The organism is Polymorphobacter sp. (genome assembly GCF_048007885.1).
Classification (GTDB): Bacteria; Pseudomonadota; Alphaproteobacteria; order Sphingomonadales; family Sphingomonadaceae; genus Sandarakinorhabdus.
In genome coordinates this window covers 925,195-942,072 of the sequence record NZ_CP180346.1, presented here as the reverse complement: position 1 = coordinate 942,072, position 16,878 = coordinate 925,195, and the positions used below count along the sequence as shown (strand labels likewise).

Below are 16,878 nucleotides of genomic sequence, written 5' to 3'. Positions count from 1 at the left end.
CAGGCTGAATAACCCCCATGGAATCAGAGGTTTTGCCGCCCGAGGAAGGGCCTGACGTTCAGCCGATCTCGATCGTGACTGAAATGCGTACCTCGTTCCTCGATTATGCGATGTCGGTGATCGTGGCGCGCGCGCTGCCCGATGTGCGTGACGGGCTGAAGCCGGTGCATCGGCGCATCCTGTGGGGCAGCTTCGAAAACGGCTTTGTGCAGGGCAAGCCCTACCGGAAATCGGCGCGTATCGTCGGTGACGTGATGGGTAAATATCACCCGCACGGTGACAGCGCGATTTATGATGCCTTGGCGCGGATGACGCAGGACTGGTCGATGCGGCTGCCGCTGATCGACGGTCAGGGCAATTTCGGATCGATGGACCCCGATGCGCCGGCTGCCATGCGCTATACCGAGGCGCGGCTGGCCAAGCCGGCGGAAGCGCTGCTGGCCGATATCGACAAGGATACGGTCGATTTCATCGACAATTACGATGGCTCGGAGCGCGAGCCGGCGGTGTTGCCAGCGCGTTTTCCCAATCTGCTCGTCAATGGGGCAGGGGGCATCGCGGTCGGCATGGCGACCAATATTCCGCCGCACAATCTCAACGAGGTTGTCGATGCCGTGGTGGCCTATCTCGACAATCCGGCGATCGATGTTGACGGGCTGATGGCGCATCTGCCGGCGCCGGACTTTCCGACCGGCGGCTATATTCTTGGCACGTCCGGCGTGCGCCAGGCCTATCTGACCGGGCGTGGCAGCCTGATGATGCGCTCGCGCCATGTGGTGGAGGAGGGGCGCGGCGACCGGCGGACGCTGGTGCTGACCGAAATTCCCTTTCAGCAGGGCAAGAATGCGCTGGTGGAGAAGATCGCCGAGGCGATCAAGGACAAGCGCATCGAGGGCATTTCCGACTTGCGCGACGAGAGCAACCGCGAGGGCGTGCGCATCGCCATGGAGCTGAAGCGCGACGCCAACCCCGAGGTGGTGCTGAACCAGCTCTGGCGGCACACGCCGGCGCAACAGAGCTTCAGCCTCAACATGCTGGCCATTCGCGGCGGGCGGCCCGAGCTGATGGGGCTGCTCGACATCATCAAGGCCTTTGTCACCTTCCGCGAGGAGGTGATCACCAGGCGCGCCAAGCATGAGCTGGCCAAGGCCCGCGAGCGCGCCCATCTGCTGATCGGGCTGGTGATTGCGGTGTCGAACCTCGACGAGGTGGTGGCGATCATCCGCGGCGCGCCCACGCCGGCGGCGGCGCGCGAGGCGCTGATGGCGCGGGTTTGGGATGCGGGCGAGATCCGGCCCTATCTCGAACTGGTGGAGGCCGATGCGGCCGCCGGGGACGCGACGACGATCACGCTTTCCGAGGCGCAGGTGCGCGCGATCCTCGAGCTGCGGCTGGCCAAGCTGACCGCACTTGGCCGGGAGGAGATTGGCGACGAGCTGAAGGCGCTGGCGGCGACCATTGCCGAGCTGCTGGAGATATTGGGCGACCGGCAGAAGCTTTATGCGGTGATGCGCGAGGAACTGCGCGAGGTGACCGACCAGTTCCAGATGAAGCGGCGCTCCGAGATCACGGCGGGCGGCGATGACATTGATGACGAGGACCTGATCGACCGTGAAGACATGGTCGTGACGGTGACGATGGACGGCTGGATCAAGCGGGTGCCGCTGTCGGACTATCGGGCGCAGCGGCGCGGCGGCAAGGGCCGCTCGGGCATGGCGACCAAGGATGAGGATGTCGTCACCACGCTGTTCGTCACCTCGACGCACAATCCGGTGCTGTTCTTCTCGAGTGCGGGCAAGGTCTATCGCCAGAAGGTCTGGCGGCTGCCGCTGGGCAGCCCGCAGGCGCGGGGCCGGCCGCTGGCCAACATGCTGCCGCTGGGCGAGGGCGAGAAGATCACCACCGTTCTGGCGCTGCCCGAGGATGAGGCGGAATGGGGCCGGCTGCATGTGATGTTTGCCACCACGCGCGGCAATGTGCGGCGCAACGCGATGGATGCCTTCACCAATGTGCCGACCGCCGGCAAGCTGGCGATCCGCTTCGAGGATGGCGATGATGACACGCTGGTCGGCGTGGCGCTGTGTGATGAGGAAGACGATGTGCTGCTGACGGCGGCCAGCGGCAAGGCGATCCGCTTTGCCGTGTCGGACGTGCGCGAATTCGTGTCGCGCACCTCGACGGGCGTGCGCGGCATGACGCTGGCAGCGGGCGACCGGGTGATCTCGATGTCAGTGCTGAAAGCCTTTGCGGCGACGCCGCAGGAGCGCGAGGATTATCTGAAGGCGGCGGCCTGGAAGGCGGAGCCTGGCGAGCGGGTGCTCTCCGAAACGCGCATGGCGAGCTTTGCCGCAGCCGAGGAGTTCATTCTGACCGTCACGGCGCGGGGCTTTGGCAAGCGCTCCTCGGCTTATGAATACAGGCGTTCGGGGCGCGGCGGGCAGGGGATCCGCACGATCGGGGAATCGCCGCGCAACGGTGATGTGGTGGCCAGTTTCACCGCGCATGACGATGACCAGCTGATGCTGGTGACCAACCAGGCCAAGCTGATCCGCACGCGGGTTGGCGAGGTCGGCATCCGCGGCCGCTCGACGCTTGGGGTCACGCTGTTTGATGTGGCCGATGATGAGCAGGTGGTTTCGGTGGCGCTGATTCCGGCGGAGGAAGGTGCGGCGGACGAGGCTGTTGATGGGGGCGGAGAGTCCGGCCGGCAGGGCTGAGGCAGCCCATTCCGGGGCTGCAAGGCTGACGGTTCCATTTCCACGATGTGCTGAACGGACGCTGAATCTTCTGTGTTCGCAACGTCAAAAATTCTGTATAGGGTCATCTTAGCGCGGGGGTCCTGCGCCAACGATCACTCTTGGATCACTTTGGGAGAAATTTTTATGCGCATGTTTGTTTCGCTGGCGGCTGTGGCCAGCCTCGGTCTGCTCGCAGCTTGCGGCGAAAAGGCTGCCGAAGCCCCCGCCGCTGAAGCCGAAGCTTCGATGGAAGCCGCGGGCGAAGAAATGGAAGCCATGGGCGGCGAAATGGAAGCCGCTGGCGAAGAAATGATGGAAGGTGCCGAAGGCGCCATGGAAGGCGCGATGGGCGCCATGGAAGAAGGCGCTGCCGCGATGGAAGAAGGCGCCGCTGCCATGGAAGAAGCCGCCGAGGCGATGCAGTAAGCCTATTCGTTTTTCCCTTTCGGGAAACGAAAATTAGAGAGCCGGCCTGAAAAGGCCGGCTCTTTTTTGTTCAGCTGCGCGGCCGCACGAACATCCAGCTGCTGTCGGTTGAGCCGGTCTGGGAGAAGCGGTGGCCGAGCACATCGGCGGTCTTCAGCATGTCCGGCGATTCGGCGGCGGCTTCGAGGAGCAGGCGGGCGGCCGCGCCGCGGGCGCGTTTGGCGATGAAGCTGTTGAACCGCAGCTTGCCGTCCACCTCGTCGCGGAAATCGATGGTGAGCACGGGCGCGGCGAGTGCGGCCTGATCGACGGCCTTCCAATATTCATTGCTGGCCAGATTGACGATCAGTGGCGTGGCCTGCCCGGCCAGATCGTCGTTCAGGGCGCGGGCCAGTTGGTCGCCCCAGGTCTCATAGAGGCTGTCGGTCTGGCCAAGGCCGAAGCGCGTGCCCATTTCAAGCCGGTAGGGCTGCATCAGGTCGAGCGGCCGCAGCACGCCGTAGAGGCCGGAGAGGATGCGCAGGTGGCGCTGGGCATGGGCGAGCGCGGCCGGGCTGAGCGAGGCGGCATCGAGGCCGGCATAGACATCGCCGGCGAAGGTGAAGATCGCGGGGCGGGCGTTTTCGGGGGTGAACGGCGTCTCGAAGGCGCGGAAGCGGGCGGCGTTGAGATCGGCCAGCGGCTCGGAGATGTGCATCAGCTTCTGAAGTGCGGCCGGCGAAAGGGTGGCGGCTTCATGCGCCAGCGCCTCGGCTGTTTTGAGAAAGCGTGGCTGGCTCGGTTCGACCGCGGGAAGCGGCGTTTCGAGGTCGAGCGTCTTGGCGGGCGAAAGCAGGATCAGCATCAACGGGCCTTTTCGGTGATTGTCTGGCCGATTGTTAGCGTGGCGGGGCTTCGTGGCAAAGGCCGTGCGTTCAAACCGGGTTCACGCATGCCAAGCTAACTCCCTATTGGACAGGCCGTGCGATGGCGGTATGACGCAGGCATCATTGCCCAAAGCGGCTCTATCGGGAGGACCATCAATGACCTTTGGCAAGCATTTCGCTTCTGCTTCGCGCGCCGCGCTCGCTGCGGCGCTGACCCTTGGGCTTGTCGCCGTGACACCGGCCGAGGCCCAGCGGGGACGTGACAAGAAGGAAGAGGCGCCCGCCCAGCGCAAGCTCAAGCTCTCAAAACCGGTGCAGAAGATTGCCGGCGATGCACAGAAGCTGCAGGCAGCCGGCGATCATGCCGGGGCGCTGGCCAAGCTGGCCGAGGCGGACGCCCTGCCCAAGGAAGACGACGATGCCGAAGTGCTCGGCAAGCTGCGCCTGCAATCGGGCGTGGCGATGAAGGACAACAGGGTGATCGAGGCGGCGCTGACCGAACTGACCGACCTGGGCACGCTGCCGCAGCCCGACCAGATCCAGTATCTCGCCTTTGTCGCCAATCTGGCGCTGCAGCGCGAGGATTATGCCAAGGCGGCCGCCTTTTTCGACAAGCACAATGCCCTGCAGCCAAACAACCCGGCGATTCTGGTCAATGCAGCAGAGACCTTCAACCGGCTTGGTGACACCGGCAAGGCGATGACCACGCTCAAGGCCGCAATCGACGCCAAGAACGCGACCGGTGAGAAGGCGGAGGAGAGCTGGTACAAGCGCCGGGTTTCGATGGCGGTGGACAGCGGCGACAAGTCGATCCAGACCGACGCCTTCATCGACTGGGTGAAGGCCTATCCGTCGCCGACCAGCTGGCGCGACGCCGTGCTGCTGACGCGGGACAGCTTCCCCGGCATGGATGACCAGACGCTGCTTGATTTCAGCCGGTTCCAGGCGGCCAGCAAGTCGATGGCGGGCGAGCGTGACTTCGTCGAATATGCCGACACGGCGCTGGGCCGCGGCTATCCCGGCGAAGCCAAGGCCGCGATCGACGCGGGCATTGCCGCCAATGAGCTGGACCCGGCGAAGCCGCTGATCAAGGAGCTGAAGAACGTGGCCGACAGCAAGGCCCAGGCCGACAAGGCCGGGCTTGGCCAGCTTGAGAAGGAGGTTGGCACCAATGCCCGCCTCGCGCTGGCGACCGGCGACGCCTTTTATGGCTTTGCGCAATATGCCAAGGCGGCTGAGCTTTATCGCAAGGCGCAGGGCGCGACCAATGTCGATGCGGCCACGGTCAATCTGCGGCTGGGCGCTGCGCTGGCCATGGCGGGCGACAAGACGGCGGCGGCCGAGGCCCTGAAGGCCGTGGACGGCGGCGCGCGCGCGGCGCTGGCAAAATATTGGCTGGCCTTTATCGGCGCCTGATTTTCGCCCAAGAAAGGCAAGGGTCGCAGCGATGCTGCGGCCCTTTCTTTTTGCGCGCGTGCGGCCTAAGAGACGGCGACCCGCCACCCTGCTCAAGCGAGTCATGACCCCCATGGAAATCCGCCTCGGCCTGACGTTCGACGATGTTTTGCTGGTGCCTGCCGCCTCGAGCGTGCTGCCCAGCCAGGCGGATACCTCGACGATGCTGACCCGCAGCATCCGGCTCAACATCCCGATCATGAGCTCGGCGATGGACACGGTGACCGAGGCCGAGATGGCCATTGTGATGGCGCAGGCCGGCGGCATTGGCACGCTGCACCGCAATCTGACGATCGAGGAGCAGGCCGAGGCGGTGCGCCAGGTCAAGCGCTTCGAGAGCGGGATGGTGGTGAACCCGGTGACCATGCGGCCCGGCGAAACGCTTGGCGATGCGCGGGCGTTGATGGCCAAGCACCGGATTTCGGGCTTTCCGGTGGTGGATGATGACGGCCGGCTGGTGGGCATCATGACCAACCGCGACATGCGCTTTGCGGAAAATCCCGACCAGCCCGTGGCCGAATTGATGACGCATGAGGGGCTGGTGACGGTGAAACCCGGCATTTCGGAGCATGATGCGCGCCGGCTGCTGCATTCGCACCGGATCGAGAAGCTGCTCGTGGTTGATGATGACGGGCGCTGCATCGGGCTGATCACGGTCAAGGATATCGAGCGCGCGGTCACCTATCCGCATGCGACCAAGGATGCGGCCGGGCGGCTGCGCGTGGCCGCGGCAAGCACGGTGGGCGATCTGGGCTTCGAGCGCACCATGGCGCTGCTCGATGCCGAGTGCGACCTGATTGTGGTGGACACGGCGCACGGCCATTCCGAACGCGTGGCCGAAGCGGTGACGCGGATCAAGAAACAGTCGAACGCGGCGCAGGTCGTGGCTGGCAATGTTGCCACGGCCGAGGCGGCGCGCGCGCTGATCGGCGCGGGCGCGGATGCGGTCAAGGTCGGCATCGGGCCGGGGTCGATCTGCACGACGCGCGTGGTGGCGGGGGTCGGGGTGCCGCAGCTGACCGCGGTGATGGAAACCGCCGAGGCGGCAGCCAAGCTGGGGGTGCCGGTGATCGCCGATGGCGGCTTGCGGACCTCGGGCGATGTCGCCAAGGCGCTGGCGGCAGGCGCGGGTTCGGTAATGATCGGCAGCCTGCTCGCGGGCACCGCCGAAGCGCCCGGCGAGACCTTCCTGTGGCAGGGGCGGACCTACAAGAGCTACCGCGGCATGGGGTCGGTTTCGGCGATGGCGCGGGGTTCGGCCGACCGATATTTCCAGCAGGATATCAAGGACCAGCTCAAGCTCGTGCCCGAGGGCATCGAGGGGCAGGTGCCCTTCAAGGGCCCGGCCACCGATGTGTTGCACCAGCTGGTGGGCGGGGTGAAGGCGGCGATGGGCTATACCGGCTCGGCGACGCTGGAGGAATTGCGGACACGCGCCGAGTTCGTGCGGATCACCAATGCGGGCCTGCGCGAGAGCCATGTCCATGATGTGACCATCACCCGCGAAGCGCCCAACTATCCGACCACGGGTTGATGCGCGCATGACCCCGGCTGCGCGCGCCGCCGCTGCCATCGAGATCCTCGACGCCGTGATCGAGGCGGCGCGCAGCGGCGGGGCGGCGGCCGACACGCTGGTGCAGCGCTATTTCAGCGTGCGCCGCTATGCCGGGAGCAAGGACCGCCGGGCCGTGCGCGAACTGGTGTTCGCCGTCATCAGGGCGCTTGGCGAGGTGCCGGAGAGCGGCCGGGCGGCGCTGATCGGCTATTTGCGCGCGCATGCCCCTGAGGGGCTGACGCTGTTTGGCAGCGGCGGCCATGCGCCAGCGGCGCTGAGCGCGGGCGAGCCCGAAGCGCAGCCCGGCCTTGCGCCCGACTGGCTGATGGCGCGGCTTCGTGCGCGCTTTGGCGCGGCGGCGGCGGCGCAAGCCGAGGCATTGCTTGGCCGGGCGCCGCTTGATCTGCGCGTCAACCGGCTGAAGGCGGACCGCGACCAGCTGCTCGGCGAGATCGAGGGTGCAGAGGCGCTGCCGCACACCGGGGATGCGGTGCGGCTGGCGTCGGGCGTCAATGTCGAGACGCTGCCGGCGTGGCAGGACGGGCTCGTCGAGGTGCAGGATGCCGGTTCGCAGATTGCGGCCCGCGCGGTGGCCGCGCGGCCGGGCGAGACGATCCTCGACCTGTGTGCAGGCGCTGGCGGCAAGACGCTGGCGCTGGCGGCCGACATGCGCAACCAGGGGCGGCTCATCGCCACCGACACCGACCGGGGCCGGCTGTCGGCGATGCCGGCGCGGCTGACGCGGGCCGGGGTGACCATTGCCATGCCGCGCCTGCTGGACGGCGGGCGCGAGGCGGCGGCGCTGGCCGATCTTGAAGGCGCTTGTGACGCGGTGCTTGTGGATGCGCCATGCTCGGGCAGCGGCACCTGGCGGCGCAACCCGGAGGCGCGCTGGCGGCTGACGCCGGCCCGGCTCGAACGACTCTGCGCCGAGCAGGCGCGGCTGCTGGCGCTGGCGGCCAGCTGTGTGCGGCCGGGCGGGCGGCTGGTGCATGTGGTCTGTTCGCTGCTGCCCGAGGAAGGCCCTGAACAGGCCGCGCGCCTGCTTGCGGCGCGGGCTGATTTTGCCGCCGATAGCCCGGAGATGCTGCTGACGCCGCACGATGATGATTGTGACGGTTTCAGCATCGCAAGGATGCGCCGAATCGGTTAGGCTGATGGCCTGTGCAGAGGAGACGGTCTTGATCCTGCGTGTGTTGATGCTTTCGGCGATGCTGGCCAGCGGTGCTGCAGCCAAGGGCGATGATGTGCTGAAGCCGCAGTCGGTGCGCATGGCGCGCATTGGTGATGCCGCCCTTGCCAAGGGCGAAGCCAGCGCCGCCATCGATGCCTATGAGGCGGCGATTGCGGCTGACCCGAAGAATGTGGCGGCCTATACGGGCGTGGCGCGCAGCTATGAGGTGCTCGGCCTGCCCGGCAAGGCCGTGCGCTTCTACCGCGAGGCGCTGGCGCTCAATCCATCCGATCTCCCGGCGCTGGAAGGGCAGGGCAAGGCGCTGATTGCGCGCGGCGCGACCGCCCGGGCGCAGGTCAATCTCGTGCGCATCAAGGCGCTGTGCAAGGACGATTGCACGGCCGCTACCCGGCTTGAGACCGCGCTCGCCGAAGCCAGCCAGCTTGCCGAGGCGACACCGGACACGCCCGAAAAGGCGAAGAATTAAGCCAGCAGCGCGGCCGCGCGGGCCCAGGCCTCGACCGGCACGGTTTCGGCCCGGGCTTCGGGCTTGATGCCCTGCGCCTCCAGCGCTTCGAGCGCGCCGGGCAGGGCGCGCAGGCTGGCGCGCAGCATCTTGCGGCGCTGGCCGAAGCCAGCAGCGGTGAGCGCTGTAAGCGCCGCCGGTGTGGCGGCAGACAATGGTGCGGATGGGACGACATGGACCACGGCCGAGGCCACTTTTGGCGGCGGCACAAAGGCACGGGCCGGCACGTGGAGGGCGATGCGCGGCACGCTCCGCCACTGGGCCAGCACCGCCAGCCGGCCATAGGCGCCGCTGCCCGGCGCCGCCACGATCCGCTCGGCCACCTCGCGCTGGAACATCAGCGTGAGGCTGGCCCAGAAGGGTGGCCAGGCCTCGGGGCCAAGCCAGCGAACGAGCAGGGCGGTGCCGATGTTATAGGGAAGATTGGCGACGATATGGACGCGCTGGCCGCACAGCGCCGCTTCATCCTGCGCCATGGCATCGCCGGCGATCACGCGGAGCCGGGCAGGCGCAGCGGCGGCCAGTTCGGCGAGCGCCGGCAGCGCCCGGTCGTCGCGCTCGACAGCAACAACCTTGGCGCCGGCGCGTAGCAGGGCGCGGGTCAGGCCGCCCGGGCCGGGCCCGACTTCATAGACGGTTTCGCCTTCGAGCGGGCCGGGCACCCGGGCGATGCGGTCAAGCAGATTGCCGTCGAACAGAAAATTCTGGCCGAGCGATTTCTTTGCCGCCAGCCCATGGCGCGCAATCACCTCGCGCAGCGGCGGCAGCGTGTCGAGGCTCAAGCGGCATCCGCGGTGGTCAGGTTGCTCGCCTGCCGCTGCGCTGCACAGGCGCCGGCCATGCGGATGGCGGCGATCATCGCCCGGGGCGAGGCTTCCCCGCGCCCGGCAATGCCGAAGGCGGTGCCGTGATCGGGTGAGGTGCGGATGATGGGCAGGCCCAGCGTGATGTTGACGCCGTCTTCGAAATCGAGGGTCTTGAGCGGGATCAGGGCCTGATCGTGATACATGCACAGGGCTGCATCATATCGGCTGCGCGCGGCGGCGTGGAACATGGTGTCGGCGGCGTGCGGGCCGTTGATGTCGATGCCTTCGGCCTGAAGTTCGGCGATGGCGGGAATAATGACCTCGACTTCCTCACGGCCCAGCGTCGCCTTCTCGCCGGCATGGGGATTGAGCCCGGCGACCGCGATGCGCGGCCGGGCGATGCCGAAATCGCGGGTGAGCGCGCGTGCCAGCACCCGGGCGCGGGTGAGGAACAGCTCGCGGGTGACGAGCCGGGGCACGTCGGCCAGCGGCACATGGATGGTGAGCGGCACGGCCTTCAGATGCGGGCCGGCGAGCATCATCACCGCCCGGCTTTCAGCCACACCGCAACGCTCGGCCACGAACTCGGTCTGGCCGGGGTAGGTGAAGCCGATCTGGTAGAGCTGCGACTTGCTGACCGGGCCGGTAACCAGCCCCGAGGCGATCAGGCTGCGCGCCAGCCCGACGCCAAGCTCGAGGCTGTCGAGGGCGCAGCGCGCGCCGGCGAGATTGGGCTGGCCCGGCTCGATGACGCCGGGATCATCGACCTGGACCAGCGGCAGGGCGCGCGGGAACACATCGAGCGCCTCGCGTGGATCATCGAGGGTTTCGATGGGGCCGTTCCAGACGGCGGCCAGCGCCCGGCGGTCGCCGATGGCGAAAAAGGCGGGCAGGCCCTCAGCGTCGCGCATGTCCCAGGCCCGGGTGAGGATTTCCGGCCCGATCCCGGCCGGGTCGCCCATCGGCACGGCCAGCGGGGACGCAAGGACGGGCGCATCCGGCATCAGCGATAATCGACGACAGCGTCGCGGCGCAGGTCTCGTAGGTAGCGCCTTGCGCGCATGTTGACCCGTTCTTCGTTGAGCTGGGCGTAGATCTGGTCGAAGTTGGGCGCGCGCGGCTGCACGGCGCTGTCATCGCGGCCGCACAGAACGAGCACGCGCAGCCCTTCCTGCAGGCTGCCGAACGGCGGGGTGGCCTGGCCGATGGAGAGGTTGGCCATCAGGTCGCGCAGGGCTTCGGGCAGGTCGCGCAGCTTGATCGCGTCATTGGTTGCCACTTCGGCGCCGATCTCGCGGGCAACGGCGTCGGCGCGGCCGCAGCCGCCCATCGACTGGGTGACCTGCTGCATCTGCTCGACCATGGCGCGGGCCTGATCCTGGGTGATGTCGGCGGGCAGCGGCAGGGTGATCTGCTTGAGGGAAAGCAGCGCCTCATTGGGGTCGGCCGCCAGCACCTGCCGCTTTTCGAGGAGCGACATGATGGCGACGCCGCCGCGCACGCGGATCGGATCGGAGACCGCCGTGACCGGGTTGCCCGGCTGCAGGGTCTCGACGACGGTGGCAACATTGTCGTTGAGTTGCTCGGCGCGGACCCAGCCCATGTCGCCGCCGACGGCCGCTGTGGCGGCTTCGGAAAACTGGCGGGCATAAGCGACGAAGGAGGCGCCGCTGCGAACCTGCTCGACGATGCGCGCGGCCCCGGCCATCACCTCGGCCTCGTTCTCGGGGGTGGCCGAGAGGAAGATCTCGCCGACGTGATATTCGTCCTTGCCCTTGGCGGCGTTGAGCTTGTCGATCAGCAGCTGCACTTCATCATCGCCGACGTTGACCATCGGCTCGACCATGCGCCTGAGCAGGCGCGACCAGGCGAGTTCGCCCCGGATCTGCCCCTTGATCGACATGGGCGAAGAGCCGGCGGCCTTGAGATAGGCTTCGAATTCCTCGGGCGAGCGGCGGAAATTCTGGGCAACGCGCTGATAGGCAGCCTCGACTTCGGCTTCCGCAATACGGATGTCGTTGGCCTCCGCTTCCTGGATCTGGAGCTTCTCGTCGATGAGATTGCGCAGCACCTGCAGGCGCAGGCGCGGACGCTCGGCCTCATCGATGTTGCCGCCATTGGCCGCCAGCACCAGGGCGAGGCGCTGGTCGATATCGGTATCGGTGATGACATCGCCGTTGACGATGGCCTGCGCCTTGCGGAGCGTCGGGTCGCTGGGCCCCAGAATGGCGCTTTCGGCCAGATCATCGAAGTTGATGATATCGCCGGGCGGTTCGATCATCTGCGGCAGCGCCGGGCTGGCGAGCAGCGCCACCGACACCGCGCCGAGCGCGGCGCGTTTCCATCCTGTTTTCATCATTTCTTGTCAGTCCTGACCATCACGGTGTCCCTTAGCGCATGCCAGACAGGCACGCAAAGTCCGGACGCTGCCGAATGCGCGCGGGATGAATTGTGCATGAGCAATTATGTGCTAGCGGCCCAGCGTCTTCAGCGACAGGGTCAGCTGGAACGTGTCGCCGGCACGGAAATCGCGGTCGGAAATCAGGTCGCGCCGCCATGACAGGCCGAAGCGGAAACATTCGTCTTCATATTCTGCGCCGAAGCGGTGACGCACGAAGCGGAAGCCATCGCCGCCGGTCACCGGATTGTCACGCGTGGTGGTGAGGTCGATGATCGCCGAGCCGAAGACCGACCAGAAGCGCGCAAAGGCCAGCCGACCGCCGGCCCGAACTTCTGTTCTGTCTTCAAGGTCTTCAAGGGCGATATTGCGGCTGAGCTTGAGGTATCCGATGGTGGCATAGCTGCGCTGTCCGCCGATCGAGAGGTCGATATCGTTGCGCCGAACCGCGAAGCTGTTGCGATCAACCCGGAAGCGGTGAGTGACTTCGACGAGCCGCCCGATCTTGAGATTGGTGCGGCCGACAAAGTCCGACAGGCGCTGGCCAAGACCGGTGCCGGGCGGGAAGTCCGATCCAGGCCCATCGTCATTTGCCGCGAAGGTCCAGGACTGGCCGATCTCGGAACGCAGGGCGAAGCCCGGCCGGTCGAGGGTGTAGGCGACGCCGTAGGTGATGCGCGAGCCGCCTTCAAACTGGTCTTCGCCCGGGAAGCGGTTCAGTTCGAACAGGCTGATGTCTTCAAGCTCGATGGCGCGGCTGTCTTCATTTGGCAGGCCCTGATTGGCGCCGCTCGGGCTGAGCACCAGCTGAACGCGCGGCGTGATGGTCTGCGTGCCGCCGAGCGCTGCGCCGGCAAATGGCCATTCCACGTCGAGTGCTGCAACGCCCAGCGCGCGGGCATTCAGCCCAGGGTCGCCCGCATATTCGGGCAGGGTCGCGTCTTCGGGGCGGATGACGTTGAAAATGGTGCCGCGCGCCAGCCCGGTGAATGTGACGCGCTGGCCGAGCGGCGTGAACAGGCTACGGTCCCAGCGGGTATAGGCGAGCGCGCGCTGCACCGACTGGCCGTCGGTGCGGGTTACCGCCTGGGTATTGGCCGCGATCTGCAGCCGGCCGCCGAGAACGGCCTCGGACGGTCGCCATTCATAATCGATGACCGGCAGGACAAAGGGAATCTCGCCCGGCCTGTCGGTGACGCGCAGCCCCTGAAAGGCGAGCGCGGACACCGAGAAATAACTGTCGGTCCCGAACCGCTCAAGGGCGTAGATGGAGCGGAGTGTATCATCGAAATCAAGGTCATAGCGGCGGTTGAAGGTATCATCGCTGGTCAGGCGGACGGAGAAGGTCGAGCGCCAGTCGCTGGAATGCTGAAACCGGCCCTTGGCGGCAAAATAGCCTCTGAATTGTTGGCCGCGGTCGATCTCGGTTTCATTGTCCTCGGCGAATTCGGTCAGCTTTGCATAGGTGAAAAAGCCGTCGATCTGCACCGGGCCGCCGCCAAACAGCTTCCGCGCCTGCACCTGCAGGGCAGGCGGCGCATCGCTGTAGAGCCAGGGCTTGAGGGTGATGTCGCGGTCGGGCGCGAGTGCGAGGTGCAGCGGCAGGCCGATCCCGAAACCGAGCTGGCGCTGGAACTTGATGTCGGGAAGGAGCAGCCCCGAGACGCGCTCGGCGCTGCCATCGGGATGCGAGAAATTGGGCAGATAGAGGATCGGCAGGCCCCAGAGTTCGAGCCTCGCATTCTTGTAGCTGAGCCGGTGGCGGTCGGGATCATAGTCGATCCGCGTGGCCAGCACGCGCCAGACCGGCTCTTGCGGGCAGCCTTCGCTGTCGGTGACGGCGCAGGGGCTGTAGACGGCGCGGCGCAGCGTGACGATGCGGCCGGCGCGCGATGCATCCTTTGCCGCCAGCCGGCCGCCATCATTGAGGATGAGCAGCAGGTTTTCGACCGCCCCGTCGCGCAGGCTGTCGGTCAGATCGACGGCATCGGCGAACACCTGATTGCCTTCGGGATCGATGCTGACGACATTGCCGCGTGCCGCCACTTCGCCGGTGGCGCGGTTGTAGCGGATGCTGTCGGCGGTCAGGCGCCAGGCGTCGCGGCGCAGCTCGACCTGGCCCGAGGCGGTGATGATGTCGCCGCTGGCGTCGATCTCCAGCTGGTCGGCGCCGAATTCGATCCGGTCTCCGGGTGCGATGACGTCGCCCCCATCGCGGGGAAGTTGGGGGGGAGCCATGTCTTGCGCCATCAGCGGTGAGCAGCCGAGTGCGGCCAGCAGCAGCGGCAAGGCTCTGGAAAAGGGCGGGCAGGGGGTGTCCACCCCCGATGCCTTAGCCGCGCCGTCCGCGCCCGTAAACCGCAGCATTTGGGTTGGACGGCGCGGGCGCATCGTCCTAGATCAGGGCGCATCGGAACCAGCCAAGGACAATATCGGTGACCCTCGACATCAGCTTCCCCGGCAAGCCTGCCCGCGCCGCGCACGCCCGCGTCATCCTGCTTGCTTCGGCCAAGCTTGCCGGCCCTGCTGCCGCCATCGACAAGGCGGGGGGTGGCGCGCTGGGCCGGGCGCTGAAGGCGGCGCGCTTCGAAGGCGAGGCGGCCAGCCTCGTCGAGCTGATGGCACCCGCCGGCCTCGACGCCACTCGGCTGCTAGTGCTCGGCACGGGTCCTGCGGCCAAGGCTGACGCGCATGTGTTTGAAAAGATCGGGGCGGCGATCATCGCCCGGCTGCAGTGCAGCGGCGAGAAGCGGGTGAGCATCGACATGGACGGCGTGAACGCGGCGCTGCCGACGGCCCGGGCAGCGGCGCATCTGGCGCTCGGCGCGCGGCTGCGCGGCTGGCGCTTCGACAAATATCGCACCACCATGAAGGAGAAGGCCAAGCCGACGCTGGCGGCGCTCGATGTGCTGGGCGCCGAGGGCGCGGAGGCGTTTTTCGCGCCGATGGCGGCCGTGGCCGAAGGCAATGAACGGACCCGCGAGCTGGTCAGTGAGCCGGCTAACATCCTTTATCCCGAAAGCTTTGTGGCGCGGGCCAAGGACCTGAAGTCGCTGGGCATCGAGCTGACCGTGCTTGACGAGGACGAGATGGCCAAGCTGGGCATGGGCGCGCTGCTCGGCGTGGCGCAAGGCTCGGTCAGGAAGCCGCGGCTGATGGCGATGCGCTGGAACGGGCTCGGCAAGAAGAGCGCCGGTACGCCGGTGGTGCTGGTCGGCAAGGGGGTGACCTTCGATACCGGCGGCATTTCGCTGAAGCCACCGGGCGGCATGGAAGACATGAAATGGGACATGGGCGGCGCCGGCACGGTGGTGGGCGCGATGCACGCGCTGGCGGCGCGCAAGGCCCGGGCGCATGTCGTGGGCATTGTCGGGCTCGTTGAGAACATGCCCGACGGCAATGCGCAGCGCCCCGGCGATGTGGTCACCACCATGGACGGGCAGACGGTCGAGGTGATCAACACCGATGCCGAAGGCCGGCTGGTGCTGTGTGACGTGATTGCCTGGGCGCAGAAGATCTACAGCCCCGAAGTGATTGTCGATCTGGCCACGCTGACGGGCGCGATCATCGTCAGCCTTGGCCATGAGCATGCCGGGCTGTTCAGCAATGATGACAAGCTTTCCGCGCAGCTGACCGAGGCCGGCAAGGCGGTGGGCGAGCCGCTGTGGCGGATGCCGCTTGGGAGCGCCTATGACAAGCTGATCGACAGCCAGATTGCCGATATCAAGAATGTCGGCCCGCGCGAGGGCGGCTCGATCACGGCGGCCCAGTTCATCCAGCGCTTCGTCAAGCCCGGTGTGAAATGGGCGCATCTCGATGTGGCGGGCGTGGTCTGGTCGTCAAAGCCGGTGACACTGGCCGACAAGGGGGCCACCGGCTTTGGCGTGCGCCTGCTCGACCGCTTCATCGCCGACAATTTCGAGGCGCGCGGTTGACCGAGATCGGCTTTTACCAGCTGGCCCGGCGGCCGATCGAGGCGGTGGTGCCGCCGCTGGTCGTCAAGGCGTGCGCGGCCGGGCATCGGCTGCTCATCCGCGCTGATGATGCCGCCCTTCTGGCCCGGCTCGATGCCCAGCTCTGGGCCTTTCAGCCGACCAGCTTCGTGCCGCATGGCCAGGCGGCCGAGCTGCCGCCGACGCGCATCGCCAGCCAGCCGGTGCTGCTCGATGCTGCCTGGCCGCCGGCCAACGCGGCGGACTGCCTGATGCAGCTTGGCGGCGATATGCCCGACGCGCTGGATGGCCTTGCCCGGGTGCTCTATCTCTTCTCCGAAGCGGAGATTGAGACCGCGCGCGCCCGCTGGCGGCGGATCCGGGCGCAGGCGGAGCTGAAGGCGACTTATTGGCGGGAAAATGACGAGGGGTGCTTCGAAAAGGCGGCCTGAGGTTGCATTGCGCCGGGCTTCGGACTAGACGCCGCGCCAATTCCATTCCCCACCCCAGCGACAGGATTTCAGCCATGGCCATCACCCGCACCTTCTCGATCATCAAGCCCGACGCCACCCGCCGCAACATCACCGGCAAGGTGAACGCCATGATCGAAGCCGCCGGCCTGCGCATCGTCGCACAAAAGCGCCTGCAGCTGACCCAGGCCCAGGCCGAAGGCTTTTACGCCGTCCACCGCGAGCGCGGCTTCTTCGGCGAGCTGGTGGCTTTCATGATCTCCGGCCCCGTCATCGTGCAGGTGCTCGAAGGCGAAGACGCCGTGCCGGCCTACCGCGCCATCATGGGCGCCACCAACCCGGCCAATGCCGAACCCGGCACCATCCGCAAGGAACTGGCTGAGTCGATCGAGGCCAACACCGTGCATGGCTCGGACAGCGACGAGAACGCCGCGACCGAGATCGCCTATTTCTTCGCCCAGACCGAGATTGTTGGCTGAACGATCGTATCAGACCGAATGAACGGGGCCGCGGCGTTAACCGCGGCCCTTTT

Annotated in this window: 14 protein-coding genes; 9 read left to right on the top strand and 5 right to left on the bottom strand. The window is 67.0% G+C overall.

All coding sequences use genetic code 11. From position 1 onward, the window contains the following. Positions 1-17: 17 nt before the first annotated feature. Positions 18-2,717, top strand: a complete 2,700-nt coding sequence (gene gyrA, locus ACMVO5_RS04405; protein ID WP_416908858.1) for a DNA gyrase subunit A — start codon at positions 18-20, stop codon at positions 2,715-2,717. Positions 2,718-2,882: 165 nt separating this feature from the next. Then, positions 2,883-3,164: a hypothetical protein gene (locus ACMVO5_RS04400; protein ID WP_416908857.1), complete on the top strand. Its 282-nt coding sequence runs from the start codon at positions 2,883-2,885 to the stop codon at positions 3,162-3,164. A gap of 70 nt (positions 3,165-3,234) precedes the next feature. Here the strand turns inward: ACMVO5_RS04400 and yaaA are convergent, their stop codons facing one another. Beyond that, positions 3,235-4,008 carry a peroxide stress protein YaaA gene (gene yaaA / locus ACMVO5_RS04395; protein WP_416908856.1) on the bottom strand — a complete coding sequence of 258 codons (774 nt, stop codon included), beginning with the start codon at positions 4,006-4,008 and terminating at the stop codon, positions 3,235-3,237. Between the two features lie 178 nt (positions 4,009-4,186). Here yaaA and ACMVO5_RS04390 point away from each other — a divergent pair, with 178 nt between their 5' ends. The 4 genes from ACMVO5_RS04390 to ACMVO5_RS04375 all read left to right on the top strand — a co-directional run bounded on the left by ACMVO5_RS04390 (position 4,187) and on the right by ACMVO5_RS04375 (position 8,701). Continuing rightward, entirely contained in the window at positions 4,187-5,446 is a 1,260-nt protein-coding gene (locus ACMVO5_RS04390; RefSeq protein WP_416908855.1) for a tetratricopeptide repeat protein, read from the top strand. 112 nt (positions 5,447-5,558) lie between these two features. Beyond that, positions 5,559-7,019 (top strand): IMP dehydrogenase, encoded by a 1,461-nt coding sequence (gene guaB / locus ACMVO5_RS04385; protein ID WP_416909293.1) that lies wholly within the window; start codon positions 5,559-5,561, stop codon positions 7,017-7,019. A gap of 7 nt (positions 7,020-7,026) precedes the next feature. Then, positions 7,027-8,193, top strand: coding sequence for an RsmB/NOP family class I SAM-dependent RNA methyltransferase (locus ACMVO5_RS04380; RefSeq protein WP_416908854.1), 1,167 nt, complete (start codon positions 7,027-7,029; stop codon positions 8,191-8,193). A 28-nt stretch (positions 8,194-8,221) separates the two neighbouring features. Next, complete coding sequence (locus ACMVO5_RS04375) at positions 8,222-8,701, top strand: tetratricopeptide repeat protein (protein ID WP_416908853.1); 480 nt, start codon at positions 8,222-8,224, stop codon at positions 8,699-8,701. Here ACMVO5_RS04375 and rsmA read toward each other — a convergent pair. The 4 genes from rsmA to ACMVO5_RS04355 all read right to left on the bottom strand — a co-directional run bounded on the left by rsmA (position 8,698) and on the right by ACMVO5_RS04355 (position 14,311). After that, complete coding sequence (rsmA, locus tag ACMVO5_RS04370; RefSeq protein ID WP_416908852.1) at positions 8,698-9,522, bottom strand: 16S rRNA (adenine(1518)-N(6)/adenine(1519)-N(6))-dimethyltransferase RsmA; 825 nt, start codon at positions 9,520-9,522, stop codon at positions 8,698-8,700. The genes ACMVO5_RS04375 and rsmA overlap by 4 nt on opposite strands. Beyond that, on the bottom strand, positions 9,519-10,550 hold the full coding sequence (gene pdxA, locus ACMVO5_RS04365; protein WP_416908851.1) for a 4-hydroxythreonine-4-phosphate dehydrogenase PdxA: 1,032 nt from the start codon (positions 10,548-10,550) through the stop codon (positions 9,519-9,521). The genes rsmA and pdxA overlap by 4 nt, the downstream gene beginning before the upstream one ends. Next, positions 10,550-11,905 (bottom strand): peptidylprolyl isomerase, encoded by a 1,356-nt coding sequence (locus ACMVO5_RS04360; RefSeq protein ID WP_416908850.1) that lies wholly within the window; start codon positions 11,903-11,905, stop codon positions 10,550-10,552. The genes pdxA and ACMVO5_RS04360 overlap by 1 nt, the downstream gene beginning before the upstream one ends. A 111-nt stretch (positions 11,906-12,016) precedes the next feature. Then, positions 12,017-14,311, bottom strand: a complete 2,295-nt coding sequence (locus tag ACMVO5_RS04355) for an LPS-assembly protein LptD (RefSeq protein WP_416908849.1) — start codon at positions 14,309-14,311, stop codon at positions 12,017-12,019. A 68-nt stretch (positions 14,312-14,379) separates the two neighbouring features. Between ACMVO5_RS04355 and ACMVO5_RS04350 the strand changes: the two genes are divergently transcribed. The 3 genes from ACMVO5_RS04350 to ndk all read left to right on the top strand — a co-directional run bounded on the left by ACMVO5_RS04350 (position 14,380) and on the right by ndk (position 16,825). Further along, complete coding sequence (locus ACMVO5_RS04350; RefSeq protein WP_416908848.1) at positions 14,380-15,879, top strand: leucyl aminopeptidase; 1,500 nt, start codon at positions 14,380-14,382, stop codon at positions 15,877-15,879. Next, positions 15,876-16,328: a DNA polymerase III subunit chi gene (locus ACMVO5_RS04345; RefSeq protein WP_416908847.1), complete on the top strand. Its 453-nt coding sequence runs from the start codon at positions 15,876-15,878 to the stop codon at positions 16,326-16,328. The genes ACMVO5_RS04350 and ACMVO5_RS04345 overlap by 4 nt, the downstream gene beginning before the upstream one ends. A gap of 74 nt (positions 16,329-16,402) precedes the next feature. Next, entirely contained in the window at positions 16,403-16,825 is a 423-nt protein-coding gene (gene ndk / locus ACMVO5_RS04340; RefSeq protein ID WP_416908846.1) for a nucleoside-diphosphate kinase, read from the top strand. The last annotated feature ends 53 nt before the right edge of the window (positions 16,826-16,878 follow it).